This is a genomic window from Streptomyces sp. NPDC127197 (assembly GCF_042672405.1).
Taxonomy (GTDB): Bacteria; Actinomycetota; Actinomycetes; order Streptomycetales; family Streptomycetaceae; genus Streptomyces; species Streptomyces flavusporus.
Genome location: NZ_JBHXVG010000003.1, coordinates 257,577 through 276,255, shown reverse-complemented (window position 1 = coordinate 276,255; position 18,679 = coordinate 257,577). Strand labels below are relative to the sequence as shown.

The window sequence follows — 18,679 nt, the reverse complement described above, 5'->3', positions numbered from 1 at the left end:
TTCAGCGCGGGGGAATCGCCGGCTGCTGATAGTGGTCGGCGACCACCCGCGCCATCGCCCCGAGGGCGTCGGCCTCCGCGTCGCGGGCGGAGAAGAAGACGTGCCCGCGCACCTCGGAGTGTTCGCGGGCGAAGGCCAGGTGCCGGGACAGCTCGGCCGGGTCCTGCCAGGCTTCGTGCTGCACCGGATCACCGGCCTTGTACAGCGCCTCCCCCACGTACAGCTGTGTGCCGGTACCGCGCGCCGTCTCCGCCCACCACGGCACGAGAGTGGCGTAGTCGGCGGCGGCGTTGCCGATGTGCCAGTACAGCTGTGGCGACGAAGAGCGGGGCTGGGGATTTTTAGGGCTCTGGTCGACATCTCGGGACGGTCACGATCGCCTCCGGTGGGGACTACGAGGCCGAGCAGGTCCGCCGGATGTACGCCGGGACCGGTGAGGACGGTCACCGTCGGTACGCCGTGCAGCAGATCACCGACGAACCGGGATCAAGCGCACCACCGTGTACGTGGCTCTGGCGCTGTTCCGCTGAAAGAGCTTCGGAACTCCCGCATCCCGCGCCAGTTGGAGGGAACCAGCCGTCTGACCCCCACCGCTCCTTGCGGTGGGGGTCGGAGGCACGAGTTCTGAGCCTGACCTCCTATTCGGTGCGCAGGGCCGTGGCTGTTCGGGCCCTGGCGGCCCAGCCGGCGGGCAGGAGCGCACCCAGGGTAGCGATGAGCAGGCCGCCGAGTGCGAGCGGGAGCAGTTCGGCCCCGTGGTAGACGGCGATGACGGAATCGGGGAGGCGGAGCCCCACGCTGTCGCCCATCGCGGGGATGACCCAGCCGTGCAGGGCCACGCCGAGCGGCACGCCCAGAGCGCCCGCGACCAGTCCGGTCACGACGACCGAGGTGAGGACCATCGCGACGGTCTGCCGGGGGGTCATGCCGAGCGCCTTGTGGACACCGATCTCCCGGACGCGCTCGCGGGTGTCGAGCAGCACGCCGTTCAGCACGCCGAGCGCGGCGACGGCGACGAGCATCAGCGTGAGGATCGCGGACAGCGCGTTGAGCGTGACGACCATGTCACCGCCGGCGTCGAGCCCGCCGGCCCGAGCGGCGACCCCCAGCGGTGCCAGGTCCCTGTTCAGCGCGTCGACGTAGCCGGTCACGTCGGTGCCTGACATGACCGCGATGTGATGGCTCGTCTCCGTCAGGTCGGGATGTGCGGCCGTCAGGGACGAGGCGTCCGTGAAGACCTGCATGCCGTCGTTACGGGGGTCTAGGACCTCACCGACGATACGGACCGTGACCGGCTCGGCCAGGCCGTTCAGGGTGACGGTGTCACCGATGCGAGTGCCGGTGGCGGTCAGGAAGGGGGTCGGGACCACGGCCTCGCCGGGCCTGTCGATCCAGCGGCCCGAGACCATCGTGTAACCGCCCCAGGAAGCGTCGCCGGTGAAGGCGATCACGTCGATAGTGCCGGTCAGGCCGGACACGGCCGCCCGTACCGTCGCGGCGCTGTAGTACTTCCCGGTTCCGGCGGCGGCCTCGATGGCCGCGGCGACCGCAGCGGGATCGGTCTTGGACGGCTTCTCGGTGCCGGATCCGGGGCCCTGGGGGCCGAAGTCCGGCAAGGGCGCGGGCACGACGGCATCGGCGGCGTCGTGGGCCCTGGCTTTCATCACCTGGCCGAGCGAGGCACCCATCCCCACGGTGAACGTGACGGCGATGGCGCCGAACAGGATCGCCGTGCCCATGGCCAGCGCGCGGGCGGGCCGCGCGAAGGGCCGCGCCAGGCCCAGGGCGACCGGCTGCGGCAAGGGCAGCCGTCCGGCCAGGCGGGCCGCCCACCGGCCGCGCCCCGCCGAAGCGGTACGCCCGACGGCGAGCGCATCGACCGTACGCAGCCGCCCGGCCCGCCAGGCACTCGCCCACGCGGTCACCGCCACCAGGCTGAGCACCCCGGCGATCACCGCCAGGTCGGCCCAAGGGGCGATGGCCAGGGACGAGGTGCCGTAGACCTCCCCGGTCTCGGCCAGTACGGGGACGGCGAACAGGTGGCCGGCGAGGACACCGAGGGCCGTGCCGACGGCGGCCGGGATCAGCGCCTGGCCCACATAGGCCCGAACGACCTGGGCGGGGGTGAAGCCGACGGCCTTGAGGATGCCGATGCGGCGCGTTCCCGTGCCGACGGCCGACGCGACGACGTTGCCGACGATGAGCACCGACATGACCAGGCCCAGGGCGCCGAACGCGATGAGGAAGGGGACGTAGAGGGCGGTGTCTTGCTCGGTGTTCTTCTTGACGGTGAGCCAGGACTGTTCGCCGACGGCCGTTCCCGGCGGCAGGGATTCCGTCACGGCCTTGCCGCCCGCGGTGATCTGCGCGGCGGTGCCCGCGTCGGTGAAGCGGTAGAGCATCTGGTAGCCGCCGCTGCCGGGCGCGGTGAGCGCCGGCATCTGGGACGGAACCACCCAGGCGTCAGCGGTCTGCGTGACCGAGCGGGCCACACCGACCACCGTCAGTGTCGGACCGCCGGACAGATCGGGGAAGGTGATCTTCATGCCCATGGTCGGGAAGAGCGCGGAGTTGGCGGACAGCACGATCTCGCCAGACTGCGTGGGCCACCGCCCGTCGAGCAGTGCCACCTCGTCCACGTCCCGGCCGGGATCGCCCCGGCCGACCACGGTCATCGGCCACCCGGGGCTGCCGTCCGCCCGCGGGGTGACCGTCGCCGTACGGAACGGCCCGGCCGCACTGCTCACCCCTTCGGCGTCCTTGGACTTCGACAGCTGCCCGGCACTCACCTTGCCCGCGTCGAACTGCACGGACAGATGCGCGCCGTTCTGCTTGGCGAAGGCGTCGTCGAAGGGCGCGCCGGACACCACGAGCAGCGTTCCGCCGAGGACGGAGGCGGCCACCGCCATCATCGTGGCGAGCCCGATCACCAGCGTCTGCACCCGGCGTCGTCTCACCCCCGAGCGCACCACCTTGGCGAGCGCGCTCATCGGACGGCCTCCGAGGCGACGGCCTGCGACCGGACGTCTTCGGTGATCCGGCCGTCGGCGATCCGGACCGTACGGTTCGTGCAGGACCGGGCCAGAGCCAGGTCGTGGGTGACCACGACGATGGTCTGTCCCTCGGCATTGAGGCCGGTGAGCAGCCTGCTGACGTCCTGTCCGGCGGCCGTGTCCAGGGCCCCGGTCGGCTCGTCGGCCAGGAGCAGCGCCGGCCGGTTCATCAACGCCCGGGCCACCGCGACGCGCTGCCGCTCGCCGCCGGACAGCCGCCCCGGGTAGGCGCGGGCGTGCCGGTCGATACCCAGCAGTTCCAGAAGTTCCGCCGTCCGGCGGTCTGCCTCGCCACGTGCCATACCCGCGAGGCGCGCGGGCAGGACGACATTGTCGGTGACGGTCAGATCGTCGAGCAGGTTGAAGAACTGGAAGACCATGCCGATCTTCGACCGCCGGTAGAGCGCCGATCCGGCTTCGCCCAGCTGGTCCACCCGCACCCCGTCCACGGTGACGGTCCCCGTATTGGGCCGGTCCAGGCCCGCGATCAGATTGAGCAGCGTGGACTTGCCGCTGCCGGAAGGGCCGAGGATCGCGACGGCCTCGCCGGGCTGCACGGTCAGCGACGCCTCGTGCAGAGCGGGCGGGCCGTCGTCGTATCGGCGGCTCACCTCGCGCAGTTCGATCACCGGCATGGTCATGAAAGGCTCCTTGGGTACGGGCAGTTGGCTGCGTGAACGCTAGGAGCGGGCCCGGCCCGCACGCGTCGCCCGCTCGAACCCATTGCGGTACAGCGCCGGGATGAGCCCCGGAAACGTCATCCCTGCGATGTAGGCGGGTGATGTATCCGGTGCGGTGGGAATGACCACCGGGACGGACTCCGCGAGTCCGCGCGGCGGCGAGAATGATCCGGTGATGGATGTACGTACGACGCTGGAGCGGCTACGGGAAGCCGCCCGCCGGACGGTCCGCGACGCCAGGCGTCCGAGCGGTCCACCGCTGCGGCCCACCCGGCGCGCCTGGCAGTTCGACGCGCTGGTGGCACTGGCACTCGGAATCGCCACCGTCTACTACGGCATCGACAACGCCAATAACGTCGTGGTGCGTGAGATCGCACCCGGCGTGGAGGTCGTCTTACCGCGCCCGTCCGGCCCCGGCGGCCTGGCCTTCATGGTGACCCTCGCGGTCATCGCCTCGGGTGCCCTGGCGCTGCGCCGCCGCTACCCGATCGCCGTGCTGTGCGTCGTGACGGCCGCGACACTGGCGACACCGCACAGCGTCATGCGGCTGACCTTCTACGCGTTCGTCATCGCCGTCTACAGCGCCGCCGTGTACAGCCCGTACCGGGTGGCGACCCTGGCGGCGCTGCCGGTGTCGGTCGTTCTGGTCGGCACCTCGGGGAACTCGGTGACACCGATCGTCCCCAACGAATACATCGCCCTGCTGATCCTGGTCCCGATGGCCGTGGCCGCCGTCGGCCTGCGTACCTGGAAACTCCGAACCGACGAGGGCCGCACCCGGCTCTCCGCCCTGGAACGCGAACAGGCCGAGGCGCTGCGTCGGGCCGTCGAGCATGAGCGGGCCAGGATCGCCCGCGAACTGCACGACGTCGTCACGCACAACGTCAGCGTCATGATCATTCAGGCGGGCGCCGCCCGCAAGATCATGAAAACCTCCCCCGAGCAGGCCGGCGAGGCGCTGCTCGCCGTCGAGGCGGGCGGGCGGGCGGCCATGACCGAGCTGCGCCACGTCATGGGACTGCTCACCATGGCCGACGAGAGCGAGGGGACGGACGCAGGTGCAGACCTGGCCGACACGGCGGCGGAGCTGGCCCCGCAGCCCGGCCTGGACCAGCTGGAAACGCTGGTCGGACGGGTCCGGGACACCGGACTGCCCGTCGACCTGACCGTGACCGGCCCGCTCCGTCCCCTCCCGCCCGGCCTCGAACTCGCCGCCTACCGCGTGGTCCAGGAAGCCCTGACCAACGCCGTGAAGCACGCCTCCGGCGCCACCGCCGCCGTGACCGTCGAATACGGCCCGGAACGGCTCCGGGTGGAAGTCACCGACACCGGTGGACACCCGGGCGCGGGCGCCGGAAGCGGCCGGGGTCTGATCGGCCTGCGCGAGCGCCTCGCCGTCTACGACGGAACCCTGAACACCGGCCGACGCCTGACCGGCGGCTACCGTGTGGAAGCACTGATCCCCTTGGAGACACCGTGACCGAGCCGCTGCGTGTGCTCCTCGCCGACGACCAGACCCTGGTCCGCACCGGATTCCGGTTGATCCTCGGCGCCGACGGCATCGACGTCGTCGCCGAGGCGACCAACGGAACCGAAGCCGTCGAAGCGGTCCGCCGCACACGTCCCGACGTGGTCCTGATGGACATCCGGATGCCCGAGATGGACGGCCTGGAGGCCACCCGCCGCATCCTCACCGGTGCCCCCGACAAACCCCGCGTCATCATCCTGACCACCTTCGACCTCGACCGATACGTCTACGCGGCACTGTCCGCCGGGGCCAGCGGCTTCCTCCTCAAGGACGTCACCCCCGAGCAACTGACCGCGGCCGTCCGCACGGTCCGTACCGGCGACGCCCTCCTCGCGCCCGCCATCACCCGCCGCCTCGTCCAGCGGTTCACCCAGCGTGGCAGCAACACCGCCGCTCTCCACCGCGACCTCGCCTCGCTCACCCCGCGCGAACTGGAGGTCCTCGGCCTGCTGGCCCGAGGACTGAGCAACACCGAACTCGCCACCCGCCTCCACCTGGCCGAGGCGACCGTCAAGACGCACGTCGCCCGCATCCTCGCCAAGCTCGGACTCCGTGACCGTGTCCAGGCCGTCATCGTCGCCTACGAGACAGGGCTGGTCAGCGTCGGCGAACGCGAGGCCGCCGAGCAGACGTAGAACAAAGCCGAGGCTTGGCCGGCCCCCGCGCTGTTGTGCGACGGACCGGAACACCAGTTGCCGACACCCCTCCCGAAGGAGGGGGCCTGCTCGCGTCTCTGCAGAGCCTCAAGGGGACTTGGACCCTTGTCTTTTGACGGCGACCTTGATGAAGCCACGGCCAGCCCCTCTATGGGGCAGCGGGGTGGGTCGGCGGGGCGGCTGCCGCTCATCCGGGGCAGCCGCAGGGCGGCGAAACAGCACGCCCAGTATCTGGGCCTGTTCCAACTCAGGATGCCGGCTCAAGATCTCCGTGAGCACCCTGTAGGGGGCCTGCCCCTCGATCATCGCAGCGTCCGCGCCGGCCGCTGGTAGTGGTCGGTAACCACCCGGGTCATGGCCCCGATCTTGTCCTGCCTGACTTCCTCGGCTGCAAAGAACACGTGCCCCCGCACCTCCGGGTGCTCCTTGGCGAGGGTGAGGTGTCGGGACAGTTCGGCCGGGTCCTGCCACTCCGCGGGCTGTGCCGGGTCGCCCGCCTTGTAGAGGGCTTCCCCGATGTAGAGCTGTGTCCGAGACCCCCTCGCGACCTCTGCCCACCAGGGCAGAAGGACGGCATAGTTGGTAGGAACCTGCTGGTCAAGCGGGTGTGCCGACCAATACAGCTGTGGGCAGATGTAGTCGATCCAGTTCTCACGCACCCACTTGCGGGTGTCCGCGTACAGGTCGTCGTACGTCTGCACGGACCGGGTGTCCGAGCCGAGCGGGTCAGTGTCGGCGTTGCGCCACACTCCGAACGGGCTGATCCCGAACCGCGTGCCGGGGCGGACCTCCTTGATGCCGGCCGCAGTGTCGCGCACCAGCCGGTCGATGTTGTCCCGCCTCCAGTCGGCCCGGTTCGTGAAGGCCGCGCCATGGATGGCGTAGGCCTCGTCGTCGTCGAAGCTCTGCCCGGCGACCGGGTACGGGTAGAAGTAGTCGTCGAAGTGGACGGCGTCGACCGGGTACCTGGCCACGGCGTCGAGCATCGCTTCCTGCACGAAGGCGCGTACTTCGGGAATCCCGGGGTTGTAGTAGAGCCTGCCGCCGTAGGCCACCACCCAGTCCGGGTTCTTGCGGGCCGGGTGCGAGGCGACGAGCCTCGTCGGGTCGGTGTGGATCGCCACCCGCAGCGGGTTGAACCAGGCATGCAGCTCAAGGCCCCGGGCGTGTGCCTCGTCGACCGCCATGCCGAGCGGATCCCACCCGGGGTGCTGTCCCTGGGTGCCGGTGAGGTACTCCGACCAGGGCTCGTACGGCGAGGGCCACAGCGCGTCGGCCGTCGGCCGCACCTGGAAGATCACCGTGTTGAGCCGGCAGCGGACCGCCCAGTCCAGGTGGGCGATCAGCTCGGCGCGTTGCTCCTTCGCGGTCAGGCCCATGGTGGAGGGCCAGTCGCGGTTGTTCACGGTCGCCAGCCACATGCCGCGCATCTCGGTGCTGGTGCGCGGCCGACGGGGGGCCGCACCCGCGTCTCGCGCCATCACGAGGGTCGACAGTGCGGCCAGTGCAAACACCCGACGAGACAGCTGTCCCACGACACGTACCCCACATACGCTGCGGATCCGCGCCGTCACGGATCGTCTCCGAAGCCCAAGGATGCCCCCACCCCGGCGATCGATCATCGATACTTACGGGTAACGTGCACGAATGGAGCAGGCACCGGAACCCGGCGACCTGCCTCGCGACTGGATCAGCGAAGGGGACGATGTGACCGACATCGAGCGCGTCGGAGTGGTGGGCTGCGGCCAGATGGGGGCCGGCATCGCCGAGGTGTGCGCCCGCGCCGGCCTGGACGTGAAGGTCGCCGAGACCACCGGCGAGGCCCTGGAGATCGGCCGCACCCGGCTGTTCAACTCCCTGAGCAAGGCGGCCGAACGCGGCAAGATCACCGAGGAGGAGCGGGACGCCACGCAGGCACGGCTGAGCTTCACCACCGACCTCGGTGAGTTCGCCGACCGGGATCTGGTCATCGAGGCCGTCGTCGAGAACGAGCAGGTCAAGACCGAGATCTTCCAGGTGCTCGACCAGGTCGTGACCCGCCCGGACGCGATCCTGGCCTCCAACACCTCCTCGATCCCGCTGGTGAAGCTGGCCGTCGCCACCTCGCGCCCCGACCAGGTCATCGGCATCCACTTCTTCAACCCGGCCCCGGTGCAGCAGCTCGTCGAGCTGATCCCCGCGCTGACCACCTCCGAGGGCACGCTCGGCCGGGCACAGCTGTTCACCGAGAAGGTGCTCGGCAAGCACGCCATCCGCGCCCAGGACCGCTCCGGCTTCGTCGTCAACGCGCTGCTGATCCCCTATCTGCTCTCCGCGATCCGGATGTTCGAGTCCGGTATCGCCAGCCGCGAGGACATCGACAACGGCATGGAGATGGGCTGCGCCCATCCGATGGGCCCGCTGAAGCTGTCCGATCTGATCGGCCTGGACACGGTGGCGTCGGTGGCGCATTCGATGTACGAGGAGTACAAGGAGCCGCTCTACGCCGCTCCCCCGCTGCTGCAGCGCATGGTCGACGCGGGCCGGCTGGGCCGCAAGAGCGGCTCGGGCTTCTACACCTACGGCTGATTACCGAGCGCGACGCTCCGCGGGCCCGGCACCTGAGGGGTGCCGGGCCCGTGTCATTCACACACCGTGTGCGCGTCGGGCCCGCATATGCCGCTCGCACACTCTCCCCAGGTGCCCACCAGGCGAGTTGACTCACCATGCGCATGCAAGGGACGTAAGACGACTACGGAAAGGAGCGGTTCGTGACCGCCGATCCCGAGCATTCCGTCGCCCAGGAGGAACTCGCAGAGTTACGTCGCCGTCTCGATGTGGCATACGCCCGCGTCGAGGGCGGGCTGGCACTGCTCTCCCATCGCACCGAGGAAACCGCCAAGGAACTGGACGAGTTGAGCACGCGGCTCATCACCCTGGAACACGCCCGATGGCCGCTGCCCTCGGTCACGGCCGTCACGGCTGTGGCCGCCCTCGTCGTGGCCGTCTGGCAGGCACTCGCACGCTAGGGCCTGCCCGGCGGATCATGCCGGACACGCCCTAGATGACGGTGTCCTGGCCCAGCCTGAGGTGGTGCAGTAAAAGCAGTGCGGCCGCCATGTTGGCGGCCGGGACCTCGCCGCGGGCGACCAGATCGGGGACGAGTTTGAGGGGGACCCATTCCCGCCGGTCCGACTCGAAGTCGTCCACGGGGTGCCCGATGTATTCGCCCTCGTCGGCCCAGTAGATGTGGTGCCGGGCGTCGGTGAGCCCGTTGGACGGCTCCACGCTCATCAGGTGGCGCAGGGGTCCCGGCCGCCAGCCCGTCTCCTCCTCGAGCTCCCGGGCAGCCGCGACCGCGATGTCCTCGCCGTCCTCGACCACGCCCGCCGCGAGTTCCCACCCCCAACTGTCGGTGATGAAGCGGTGGCGCCACAGGAGGAGGACCTCGTTGGCCTCATTCACCACCGTGGCCACGGCCACCGGCCGCAGCCGTATCAGGAAGTGGTCGAGGTGCCGGCCGTCCGGCAGCTCGACATCTGCGAGATTGACGCTGAACCAGCGGTTTTCATACACAGTTTGTTCGTTCTGTTTCGTCCACTGCACGGTTCTGCCACCTTCCGCCGAGTAAGTGGCAATATCGCAGCAGGAGCGTGCCCACAGCAGAGGGAAAGCGTGGCGTTGCCGTTCAGGCGGTGTCGCTACAGCGGTACGCGCAGTGCCCCGTCGATGAGTTCGGCGGCCTCGGCCGTGCCCGCGCCGCCGCTGCGCACCAGGTGCTCGCGCACCGCCCGGAGTCTGTCACGCAGCCGCTGGGACTCCATGCCGCGGGCCTGCTCGGCCATCTGCACCGCGGTCGCCACCGCCTTCTCGGCGTTGCCCTGGCGCAGTTCGATGGTGCTGAGCATGGCGAGCCGGTGCACCCGGCCCCGGTCGTGCGCGGGGTTGTCCACGGCGGCCGCGGCATGCTCACCGGCGGCGGCCAGTTCGCCGAGGCTGAGCAGTGCCTCCGCCACCTGGACGTTGACCAGGCCCGGCTGGACATAGCCGGTCTCGTCGGGTTCGTGTCCGCGCCGGATGCGTTCGGCGGCCTGCTCGGCCCGCCGTATGCAGGACAGGGCGCTCGTGCCGTCGCCGAGGTGGGCGTACGCCTTCGCCTGCATCGCGTACAGATCAGAGGCGAGGGCCGGGGTGATGTGCTTGCCTGCGGCCCGCAGCGCAGCCTCCGCGAAGGCGACGGCCTGACGGTACTCCCGCATGAACAGCGACTGGTTGACGAGCAACGCGATCACATAGGCACCGAGTCCCCGGTCGCCGCTGGCCTTGGCGAGCCGCAGCGCCTGGTGGAAGTAGCGCTGGGCGAGGCCGTGTGCGTCGGAGTCGTAGGCGCAGATGCCGGCGATCGCGACCAATCCGCCGGTGGCGCGGTGGATTTGGCGGCCGGTGGCGTCGGTGTAGCTGCCGCGCAGCAGGGGCGCCGCCTCGGAGTTGAGGAAGCCGACGATCCGGGTGCGGGTCGCGACGCCGCCGGCCTTGCGGTACATCTGCTCGTAGTGGGTGCGGGCGGAGCGCAGCATCTCGATGTCGGCCGGGGTGACCCGGTGCCGGCCACCGCGGGAGACGTCCACGTCCTCGGGCGGGTTCTCCCACTCCCACACGGGCATGACAGCCGGCGTGCCGGTGACGGCGGGGGCGCCGAGGACGTGCGGGCGCTGCTGTTCGTCGGAACGCCACAGGGCGGTGGCGCGTTCGACGAAGCCGGACAGCGACGTGCCGTGCGCGCCGGCCGACTCCCCCGGTACGCCGAGTCCGATGTCGTCGAGTGTCACCGGCCGGTGCAGCCGGGCGGCGAGCACCTCGCAGATCAGGTCGGGCACCTGGCCACGCGGCCGCTGGCCCTTCAACCAGCGGGCCACGGCGGTGTGTTCGTAACGGAGCGCGAGCCCGCGCGCCCGCCCGGCCTGGTTCACATGTGCCGCGAGGCCGGCGTGCGAGATCCCCGCCTCGTCCAGGATCGCGTCGAGCAGAGTGTTGGGCTGCATCGGAAAGGCCCCCCAGATGGCTCGGTGTCGACAGCGTAGTGAATTCGCCTTCACACGGGGTGTGAACGGAGTGCGCGAATCCGGGCTGTGCGCGCACTGTTGCGGAGAGTTTCCGGCCGGTTGACTGAAATGCCTCGCAAGAGGCCGGCCGGGCCGTCGGCTCCCCCTCGTACAGCGGCGGCCCGGCGGCGGCGCTGCGCTCGCTGTGCCGGGGACCGTAGGGCTAGCGGTGGGTTGTCGGCTGCGGGTGGGGGGTGGCTGGTCGCGCCCGCGCGGCGGAGCCGCATGTGTCACTGTCCCGCGCCCCTGAGGGGCGTCTGTGGTGCCGTTCGTTGCGTAGTGCCAGTAGGGCTATGTCGTCGGTGGGGCTGCCGCTGGTGTGGCCCAACACGCGGATGAAGACGGCACCCAGCATGGACTGCGGGGTGTGCGCGCCCTCGCGCAGAGCCTCCGTGAGTACGTCCGGCAGCGGAAAGAACCGGCCATGCACGTCTCGGGCGTCCTCGGCGCCGTCCGTGAAGAGGAACAGTGCCTCGCCGGGCCGGAGTTGGCCGAAGGGTGCGGCGGGCAGGTCGAGCGGTAGCGGGAACGAGCCCAGGGGTGGGAGGGGATCGGCTCGGGCGAGTGGTTCGACGTGGGTGCCGAGGAGCCGGTACGGCCAGGGGTGGCCGCAGTTGAGGGCCCGCACCTCGCCGTCCCGCCCGATCTCCAGCAGCAGGACGGTCACGAACTCCTCGGCCACAAGGCCGTCGGACCGCTCTCTCAGGTACCGGGCCAGGGCGCGGTCCAGCCGGCGCAGAACTCCGGCGAGTTCCGGCTCGTCGTGCACGGCCTCCCGGAAGCTGCCGAGGACGGCGGCGACGGTCCCTGTCGCGGCCAGCCCGTGCCCGCGTACGTCCCCCATCACAACGCGGACACCGTGCTCGGTGGCGACGACCTCGTACAGATCGCCGCCGACGGAGGAGCTGCGGTCGGCGGCGAGCTGGGCGGCGGCGACGCTCAGCCCGTCGATGCGCGGGGGCACGGGCCGCAGCAGCGCGTCCTGCGCGCCCCCCATGGTGGGAAGCCCCAGCGCAAACACCCTGCCGGGCACCCGCAGCTTACGGATCATACGGATGCCCCCATTGCAGGCCGTAACAGCGCAGACCGGCCTCGAAAGACCGGTCCGATTCTGTCGCCGTGTGCCCCGTAAGAGCCAGATCGCCCGAACTTGCCACCCGAACGAGTGAGGTGACCGATAGGGGGTGTGGGGGGCATGCCCCCCCCACAAGGGGCGCGGGGAACTGCGCAACCAGCCACGAACAACCCGCAGCCGCCCACCAACGCGCAGTCCCCGGCGCTACCGCGACCTAACTCCGCAGCACTGCCCCCGTACGCTCAGCGGCCAGCGCCACCGCCGCGTCCCGAGCCGCCGACGCCTCGTCGACCGTCAGCGTCCGGTCAGCCGCACGGAACCGCAGCGCGTACGCCAGCGACTTCCGCCCGTCGCCGAGCTGCTCCGCGTTCTCGTACACGTCGAACAGCCGGATGGACTCGAGCAGTTCACCGGCGCCCTCGCGCAGCGCGGCCTCGACCTCGGCGTGCGGGACCGGTTGGTCGACGACGAGCGCGACGTCCTGCGTGGCGACCGGGAACGTGGAGATGCGCGGCGCCTGCGGGGTGCCGTCGCCCACCTGCTCCAGGGCGTCCAGGTCGAGCTCCATCGCGCAGGTGCGGGCGGGCAGGCCCAGCGCCTTCAGGACGCGCGGGTGCAGCTCACCGGCGTGCCCCACGACCCGCTCGGTGCCGTCGGCGACGACCACGAGCTCGGCACAGCGACCCGGGTGCCACGGCCCGTACTGGCCCTTGCGCACGACGAGTTCGGCGCCCGCCTCACGGGCCACCGTGCGTGCAGCCTCGATCGCGTCGGCCCAGTCGGCCGGGCGGTCCTTGCCCCACCAGCCGGCCTGTTCACGTGCGCCCGCGAGGACGACGGCCACGTGCCGCGGCTGCTCGGGCAGCGCGGCGTTCAGCGTGGCGATCTCCTCGTCGGTGGGGCGACGGTCGACCGGCAGATGGGTGGCGACGCCCTGGTCCTCACGCGGATGGAACACCAGCCCCGTCTCGAACAGCGCCAGGTCGTGCGAGCCCCGGCCGTCATTGCGCCGCAGGGCACCGAGCAGGCCCGGCAGCAGCGACGTACGGAGCGCGGGCTCCTCGTCGTTGAGCGGGTTGACCAGCCGGACGACGCGGCGGGCGGGGTCGTCGGCGTCGAGGCCGAGCTGGTCGAAGACCTGCTCGCTGACGAACGGGTAGTTCGGCGCCTCGACGTAGCCCGCACCGGCCAGGGCACGGCCGACCCGGCGGTGCAGCCGCTGCCGGTGGGTCAGGCCGCGGCCCGACGGGGGCTTGGGCAGCGTGGAGGGCAGGTTCTCGTAGCCCTCGAGCCGGATGACCTCTTCGGCGAGGTCGTTCTGCTCGAGCAGGTCGGGCCGCCAGGACGGCACGGTGACGATCAGCTCGTCCTGCCCGTACACGTCGCAGCCGATCTGCTGGAGGCGGCGTACGACGGTCTCGCGGCCGTACTCGACGCCCGCGACCTTGTCCGGGTGGTCGGCCGGAACGGTGATGGTGTGCGGCGCGGAGGGAGTGATGACCTCGGTGACACCGGCCTCGGCGGTGCCGCCCGCGAGCAGCACCAGCAGGTCCACCGTGCGCTGGGCGGCGGCGGACGCGGCCTCGGGGTCGACGCCCCGCTCGAAGCGCCGGGACGCCTCGGAGGACAGCTTGTGCCGGCGGGCCGTCCGTGCGATCGACACCGCGTCGAAGTGCGCGGCCTCGATCACGATGTCGGTCGTGGCGCCCTCGGTGTTCTCGTGGTCGGCGATCTCGGTGTTGGCGCCGCCCATGACGCCGGCGAGCCCGATGGGCCCGCGCTCGTCGGTGATCACCAGGTCCTCGGCGTGCAGCGTGCGGGTGACCCCGTCGAGGGTGACGATCTTCTCGCCCTCCTCGGCCCGCCGCACACCGATCGTGCCCTGGACCAGTGAGCGGTCGTAGGCGTGGAGCGGCTGGCCGAGCTCCATCATCACGTAGTTGGTGACGTCGACGGCGAGCGAGATCGGACGCATGCCGACCTTCTGGAGCCGGCGCTGGAGCCAGATCGGGGAGCGGGCCTCGGGCCGCAGGCCGCTGATCGTGCGGGCGGTGAAGCGGTCGCAGCCGAGCGGCTCGGAGACCTTCACCGGGTAGCCGTAGGCGTTCGGCGCCGGTACGTCGAGCAGGGCCGGGTCGCGCAGCGGCAGGCCGTAGGCGATGGCGGCCTCGCGGGCGACGCCGCGGATGGACAGACAGTCGCCGCGGTTGGCGGTGACGGCGATGTCCAGCACCTCGTCGACCAGCTCGAGCAGCTCGATGGCGTCCTTGCCGACCTCGGTCTCGGGCGGCAGCACGATGATGCCGTGCGTGCCGTCGTCGCCCATCCCCAGCTCGCTGCTGGAGCAGATCATGCCGTGCGAGTTCCTGCCGTACGTCTTGCGCGCGGAGATCGCGAAGCCGCCGGGCAGCACGGCGCCCGGGAGGACCACGACGACCTTGTCGCCCTCGGCGAAGTTGCGGGCGCCGCAGACGATCTCCTGGGGCTCACCCGTGCCGTTGGCGGTGCCGACGTCGACGGTGCAGAAGCGGATCGGCTTCTTGAACTCCGTCAGCTCCTCGATGGTCAGCACCTGACCGACGACGAGGGGGCCCTTGAGGTCGGCGCCGAGCTGCTCGACGGTCTCGACCTCAAGACCGGCCGAAATGAGCTTGGCCTGCACGTCACGACCCGTCTCCGTCTCCGGCAGGTCGACGTACTCCCGCAGCCAAGAAAGCGGGACCCGCATCAGATCTCCATCCCGAACGGCCGGGTGAACCGGACGTCACCCTCGACCATGTCTCGCATGTCCTCGACGTTGTGGCGGAACATCAGCATCCGCTCGATGCCGAACCCGAAGGCGAAGCCGCTGTACTTCTCCGGGTCGACGCCGCAGGCGGTGAGCACCCGCGGGTTGACCATGCCGCAGCCGCCGAGCTCGATCCAGCCCTCGCTGGAGCAGGTGCGGCAGGGCCGGTCGGGGTTGCCGACGGACTCGCCGCGGCAGACGTAGCACACCATGTCCATCTCGGCGGACGGCTCGGTGAACGGGAAGAAGTTCGGCCGCAGCCGCGTCTTCATCCCCTCGCCGAACAGGGACTGGACCATGTGGTCCAGGGTGCCCTTGAGGTCCGCCATGGTCAGGCCCTCGTCGACGGCGAGCAGCTCGACCTGGTGGAAGACCGGGGTGTGCGTGGCGTCCAGCTCGTCGGTGCGGTACACGCGGCCGGGGCAGATCACGTAGACCGGCAGCTCACGGTCGAGCAGGGAGCGGATCTGCACGGGCGAGGTGTGGGTACGCAGCACGACGCCGGAGTCGCCGGAGCCGTCCGGGCCCTCGATGAAGAACGTGTCCGCCTCGCCGCGGGCCGGGTGGTCCGGGCCGATGTTCAAAGCGTCGAAGTTGAACCACTCGGCCTCGACCTGCGGTCCCTCGGCGACCTCGTAGCCCATGGCCACGAAGACGTCCTCGATGCGCTCCGAGAGCGTGGTGAGCGGGTGGCGGGCGCCGGCCGGTACGCGGTCGTACGGCAGCGTGACGTCCACGTCCTCCTCGACCAGCACGCGCGCGTCGCGCTCGGCCTCCAGCTCGGCCTGGCGGGCGGCGAGGGCCTTGTTCACGGCGCCGCGGGCCTGGCCGACGCGCTTGCCGGCCTCGGCCTTGGCGTGCGGGGGCAGGGCGCCGATCTCGCGGTTGGCGAGGGCCAGCGGGGAGGTGCCGCCGGTGTGGGCGACCTTGGCCTCCTGGAGCGCGTCGAGGGAGTCCGCGGCGGCGAAGGCGGCGAGCGCCTCGTCCCGCATGCGCTCGATCTCTTCCGGTTTCAACGTCTCGACCTCGACAGGGTCGTACGACTTATTCGGTGCCGACATCTCTTCCCGTGCTTCCGATTGGCTGGCTGAAGGTCCCCGTCACCGACTCACAAGGCCGTCTCCGGGACACAAAGGTGCCAAAGGCCGAGTCTAACGGGGTGGAGGTAGGCGAATGCGCCCGTGGGCCGCTCAGGTCAGATATGCCGGAGCGCTCACGGGCAACGTAAATCGAAACTCGGCGCCGCCACCGGCGGCGCGGCCGACCGTGATGGTGCCGCCGTGGGCCTCGACGATGCCCTTGACGATGTACAGCCCAAGGCCCGTGCCGCCGCGCTTGCTGCCCCGCCAGAAGCGGGTGAAGACGCGGTTCATGGACTCCTCCGGAATGCCGGTGCCCTCGTCGCTCACGGTGACCGACGTGCCGACGTCCTCTCCCTCGCGGGGGGACGTGGCGGGCGTTACGTCGATCGTGACGGTTCCCTCGCCGTGCCGCACGGCATTTTCGATGAGGTTGCTGAGCACCTGGTCGATCTTGTCGGGGTCGGCCCACAGGGCGGGCAGCGGCTGCTCGATGCGCAGCAGGAACCGGTCGGCGGACAGTCCGGCCGCGACGTACGCCTGGATGTGCCGGCCGACGGCGGCCCCGATGTCGACGGGCTGGCGGCGCACCTCCAGCCGACCGGAGTCGATCCGGGAGATGTCCAGCAGCTCCGCGATGAGCCGGGTGACGCGGTCGGCGTCGGCATCGACCGTCTCGAGCATCAGCCGCTTCTGGTCGTCGGTGAACCTCTCCCACTTGGCGAGGAGGGTGGCGGTGAAGCCCTTGACGGAGGTGAGCGGCGAGCGCAGTTCGTGGGCGACGGTGGCGATCAGTTCGGCGTGGCTGCGCTCGGTGCGGCGGCGGGCCTCGGTGTCGCGCAGGGAGACGACGACGCGGCGGACGGGGCCGGTGGGTTCCGTACGGACGTAGCGCGCCGAGACGAGCACCTCCCGGCCACCCGGCAGCAGCAGGTTCCGCTCGGGCTGCCGGACCCGGATGGCGAGCCCGCCGTAGGGATCGGTCAGCTGCCACCACCGCCTGCCCTCCAGGTCCTCCAAGGGCAGGGCCTTGTCGAGGCGCTGTCCGAGGACGTCCTGCGCGGCAACCGTGGTGATGCGTTCGGCGGCGGAGTTGAAGCAGATCACCCGCCCGTGCTCGTCCGCGACGACGAGCCCGTCGGGCAGTTCGTCGGGGTCGATGCCGAGCTCGGCAGGATCGCCGTAGCGGGGCTCGGGCGGGCGCCGTACGTCCCGTCCCCCCGGTGCGCTGCTCGTGCCGACACTCATCCCCGTACCCCACCTCTCAGACGGCGCAGGTGGCCCCCGAGCTGGTCACCCTACTAGCTGTCGGTGACGGAGCGGCAGCCTCCGGGGGCGCGCTGTGCACGGGCCGACGCGTAGAGACATACGGCCGCGGCGGTGGCGAGGTTCAGGCTCTCGGCCTTCCCGTGGATCGGGACGCGGACGACGGCGTCCGCGAGCGCGCGGGTCTCCTCCGGGAGCCCCCACGCCTCGTTGCCGAAGACCCATGCGGTCGGCCCGCCCATGGTCCCCTTGTCGAGCTCCTCGTCGAGGTCGTGCTCCCCGGCCCCGTCGGCGGCCAGGATCCGCACACCGGCTTCCGTCAATCCCGCCACGGCCCGCTCGACGGGCACACCCACGGCGACCGGCAGATGGAACAGCGAGCCCACGGAGGCGCGGACGGCCTTGGGGTTGTACAGATCGACGGAGGCGTCGGTCAGCACGACGGCCTCGGCCCCGGCGGCGTCCGCGCACCGCAGCACGGTGCCGGCGTTGCCGGGGTCGCGCACATGCGCGAGCACGGCCACGAGCTTGGGCCGCGCACGGAGGATGTCCTCGAAAGGCGTGTCGAGGAACCGGCAGATCCCGACGAGCCCCTGCGGGGTCACGGTCGTGGAGATGTCCGCGATGACCTCTTCGGAGGCGAGGTGGACACGGGCGCCGGTGTCACGGGCCAGGCCGATGATGTCCGCGTACCGCTCGGCGGCCTCCACGGTGGCGAACAGCTCGACCAGCGTGTCCGGCTGCGCACCTGCCTCCCGCACGGCCTGCGGCCCCTCCGCCAGAAACAGCCGCTCTTTCCCCCGAAAGTTCCGCTTGGCCAGCCGCCGCGCGGCCAAGACGCGGGGAGAACGGGGGGAGATCAGCTCGGGGGTGGGGGCATTGTTCACTTCAGTAACTCTCCGCTACGACGGCGATCGGTCGCTTCTTCTCCGCCGCAACGGCGCTCAGCCACGACGGCGGATTCCGGCGGTGCCGAACCAACCGGTGCTCATACCAACGGACCCGCAGGCATCGCCCACGGGTCCGTTCAGTCACGTCGGACGTCGGCCTGAGCCGGCGCAGCGATCACGCAGCCTTCGGCGCGTTGACGTCGGCCGGCAGCGCCTTCTGCGCGACCTCGACGAGCGCGGCGAACGCGGTGGCGTCGTTCACGGCCAGCTCGGCCAGGATCTTGCGGTCGACCTCGACGTTCGCGGCCTTCAGACCCTGGATGAAGCGGTTGTACGTGATGCCGTTGGCGCGGGCAGCGGCGTTGATGCGCTGGATCCACAGCTGGCGGAAGTCACCCTTGCGCTTCTTGCGGTCGTTGTAGTTGTAGACCAGCGAGTGGGTGACCTGCTCCTTGGCCTTGCGGTACAGGCGCGAACGCTGACCGCGGTAGCCGGAGGCCTGCTCGAGGATCGCCCGGCGCTTCTTGTGGGCGTTCACTGCCCGCTTGACGCGTGCCACTTTTTAACTCCTTGTAGCGGGGCC

At 70.8% G+C, this 18,679-nt stretch carries 15 protein-coding genes and 1 pseudogene; 4 read left to right on the top strand and 12 right to left on the bottom strand.

Annotated features, from left to right (window positions below; all coding sequences use genetic code 11):
* Nucleotide 1 precedes the first annotated feature (1 nt).
* From ACFVJQ_RS06340 to ACFVJQ_RS06330, 3 genes and pseudogenes are all read right to left on the bottom strand, one after another.
* Nucleotides 2-316 (bottom strand): annotated as a pseudogene (locus ACFVJQ_RS06340) (hypothetical protein); the annotation flags it as partial.
* A gap of 322 nt (nucleotides 317-638) precedes the next feature.
* Nucleotides 639-2,990, bottom strand: a complete 2,352-nt coding sequence (locus tag ACFVJQ_RS06335) for an ABC transporter permease (RefSeq protein WP_385781363.1) — start codon at nucleotides 2,988-2,990, stop codon at nucleotides 639-641.
* Nucleotides 2,987-3,694: an ABC transporter ATP-binding protein gene (locus ACFVJQ_RS06330; protein WP_385781360.1), complete on the bottom strand. Its 708-nt coding sequence runs from the start codon at nucleotides 3,692-3,694 to the stop codon at nucleotides 2,987-2,989. The genes ACFVJQ_RS06335 and ACFVJQ_RS06330 overlap by 4 nt, the downstream gene beginning before the upstream one ends.
* Nucleotides 3,695-3,908: 214 nt before the next feature.
* Here ACFVJQ_RS06330 and ACFVJQ_RS06325 point away from each other — a divergent pair, with 214 nt between their 5' ends.
* On the top strand, nucleotides 3,909-5,213 hold the full coding sequence (locus tag ACFVJQ_RS06325; RefSeq protein WP_385781357.1) for a sensor histidine kinase: 1,305 nt from the start codon (nucleotides 3,909-3,911) through the stop codon (nucleotides 5,211-5,213).
* Complete coding sequence (locus ACFVJQ_RS06320; RefSeq protein WP_385781354.1) at nucleotides 5,210-5,896, top strand: response regulator; 687 nt, start codon at nucleotides 5,210-5,212, stop codon at nucleotides 5,894-5,896. Before ACFVJQ_RS06325 ends, ACFVJQ_RS06320 begins: the two co-directional genes overlap by 4 nt.
* Nucleotides 5,897-6,219: 323 nt before the next feature.
* Here ACFVJQ_RS06320 and ACFVJQ_RS06315 read toward each other — a convergent pair whose 3' ends face one another.
* Nucleotides 6,220-7,398 carry a glycoside hydrolase family 10 protein gene (locus ACFVJQ_RS06315; protein ID WP_385781653.1) on the bottom strand — a complete coding sequence of 393 codons (1,179 nt, stop codon included), beginning with the start codon at nucleotides 7,396-7,398 and terminating at the stop codon, nucleotides 6,220-6,222.
* 226 nt (nucleotides 7,399-7,624) lie between these two features.
* Here ACFVJQ_RS06315 and ACFVJQ_RS06310 point away from each other — a divergent pair, with 226 nt between their 5' ends.
* Entirely contained in the window at nucleotides 7,625-8,485 is an 861-nt protein-coding gene (locus tag ACFVJQ_RS06310; RefSeq protein ID WP_385516000.1) for a 3-hydroxybutyryl-CoA dehydrogenase, read from the top strand.
* 182 nt (nucleotides 8,486-8,667) lie between these two features.
* Nucleotides 8,668-8,925 (top strand): hypothetical protein, encoded by a 258-nt coding sequence (locus ACFVJQ_RS06305; RefSeq protein WP_224734403.1) that lies wholly within the window; start codon nucleotides 8,668-8,670, stop codon nucleotides 8,923-8,925.
* Nucleotides 8,926-8,956: 31 nt separating this feature from the next.
* Here the strand turns inward: ACFVJQ_RS06305 and ACFVJQ_RS06300 are convergent, their stop codons facing one another.
* From ACFVJQ_RS06300 to rplT, 8 genes are all read right to left on the bottom strand, one after another.
* Complete coding sequence (locus tag ACFVJQ_RS06300) at nucleotides 8,957-9,502, bottom strand: NUDIX hydrolase (RefSeq protein ID WP_385515970.1); 546 nt, start codon at nucleotides 9,500-9,502, stop codon at nucleotides 8,957-8,959.
* 95 nt (nucleotides 9,503-9,597) lie between these two features.
* A complete protein-coding gene (locus ACFVJQ_RS06295; protein ID WP_385515969.1) occupies nucleotides 9,598-10,938 on the bottom strand; it encodes a transcriptional regulator in 1,341 nt (446 codons plus the stop codon).
* Nucleotides 10,939-11,161: 223 nt separating this feature from the next.
* Complete coding sequence (locus ACFVJQ_RS06290) at nucleotides 11,162-12,139, bottom strand: PP2C family protein-serine/threonine phosphatase (protein WP_385781649.1); 978 nt, start codon at nucleotides 12,137-12,139, stop codon at nucleotides 11,162-11,164.
* A gap of 148 nt (nucleotides 12,140-12,287) precedes the next feature.
* Nucleotides 12,288-14,801, bottom strand: coding sequence for a phenylalanine--tRNA ligase subunit beta (pheT, locus tag ACFVJQ_RS06285; RefSeq protein WP_385515968.1), 2,514 nt, complete (start codon nucleotides 14,799-14,801; stop codon nucleotides 12,288-12,290).
* On the bottom strand, nucleotides 14,801-15,922 hold the full coding sequence (gene pheS / locus ACFVJQ_RS06280; RefSeq protein WP_385515967.1) for a phenylalanine--tRNA ligase subunit alpha: 1,122 nt from the start codon (nucleotides 15,920-15,922) through the stop codon (nucleotides 14,801-14,803). The genes pheT and pheS overlap by 1 nt, the downstream gene beginning before the upstream one ends.
* A gap of 129 nt (nucleotides 15,923-16,051) precedes the next feature.
* Nucleotides 16,052-17,188: an ATP-binding protein gene (locus ACFVJQ_RS06275; protein WP_385781348.1), complete on the bottom strand. Its 1,137-nt coding sequence runs from the start codon at nucleotides 17,186-17,188 to the stop codon at nucleotides 16,052-16,054.
* Nucleotides 17,189-17,241: 53 nt separating this feature from the next.
* Nucleotides 17,242-18,093, bottom strand: coding sequence for a TrmH family RNA methyltransferase (locus ACFVJQ_RS06270; RefSeq protein ID WP_385515965.1), 852 nt, complete (start codon nucleotides 18,091-18,093; stop codon nucleotides 17,242-17,244).
* 178 nt (nucleotides 18,094-18,271) lie between these two features.
* Nucleotides 18,272-18,655: a 50S ribosomal protein L20 gene (rplT, locus tag ACFVJQ_RS06265; protein ID WP_004933571.1), complete on the bottom strand. Its 384-nt coding sequence runs from the start codon at nucleotides 18,653-18,655 to the stop codon at nucleotides 18,272-18,274.
* Nucleotides 18,656-18,679: the final 24 nt, after the last annotated feature.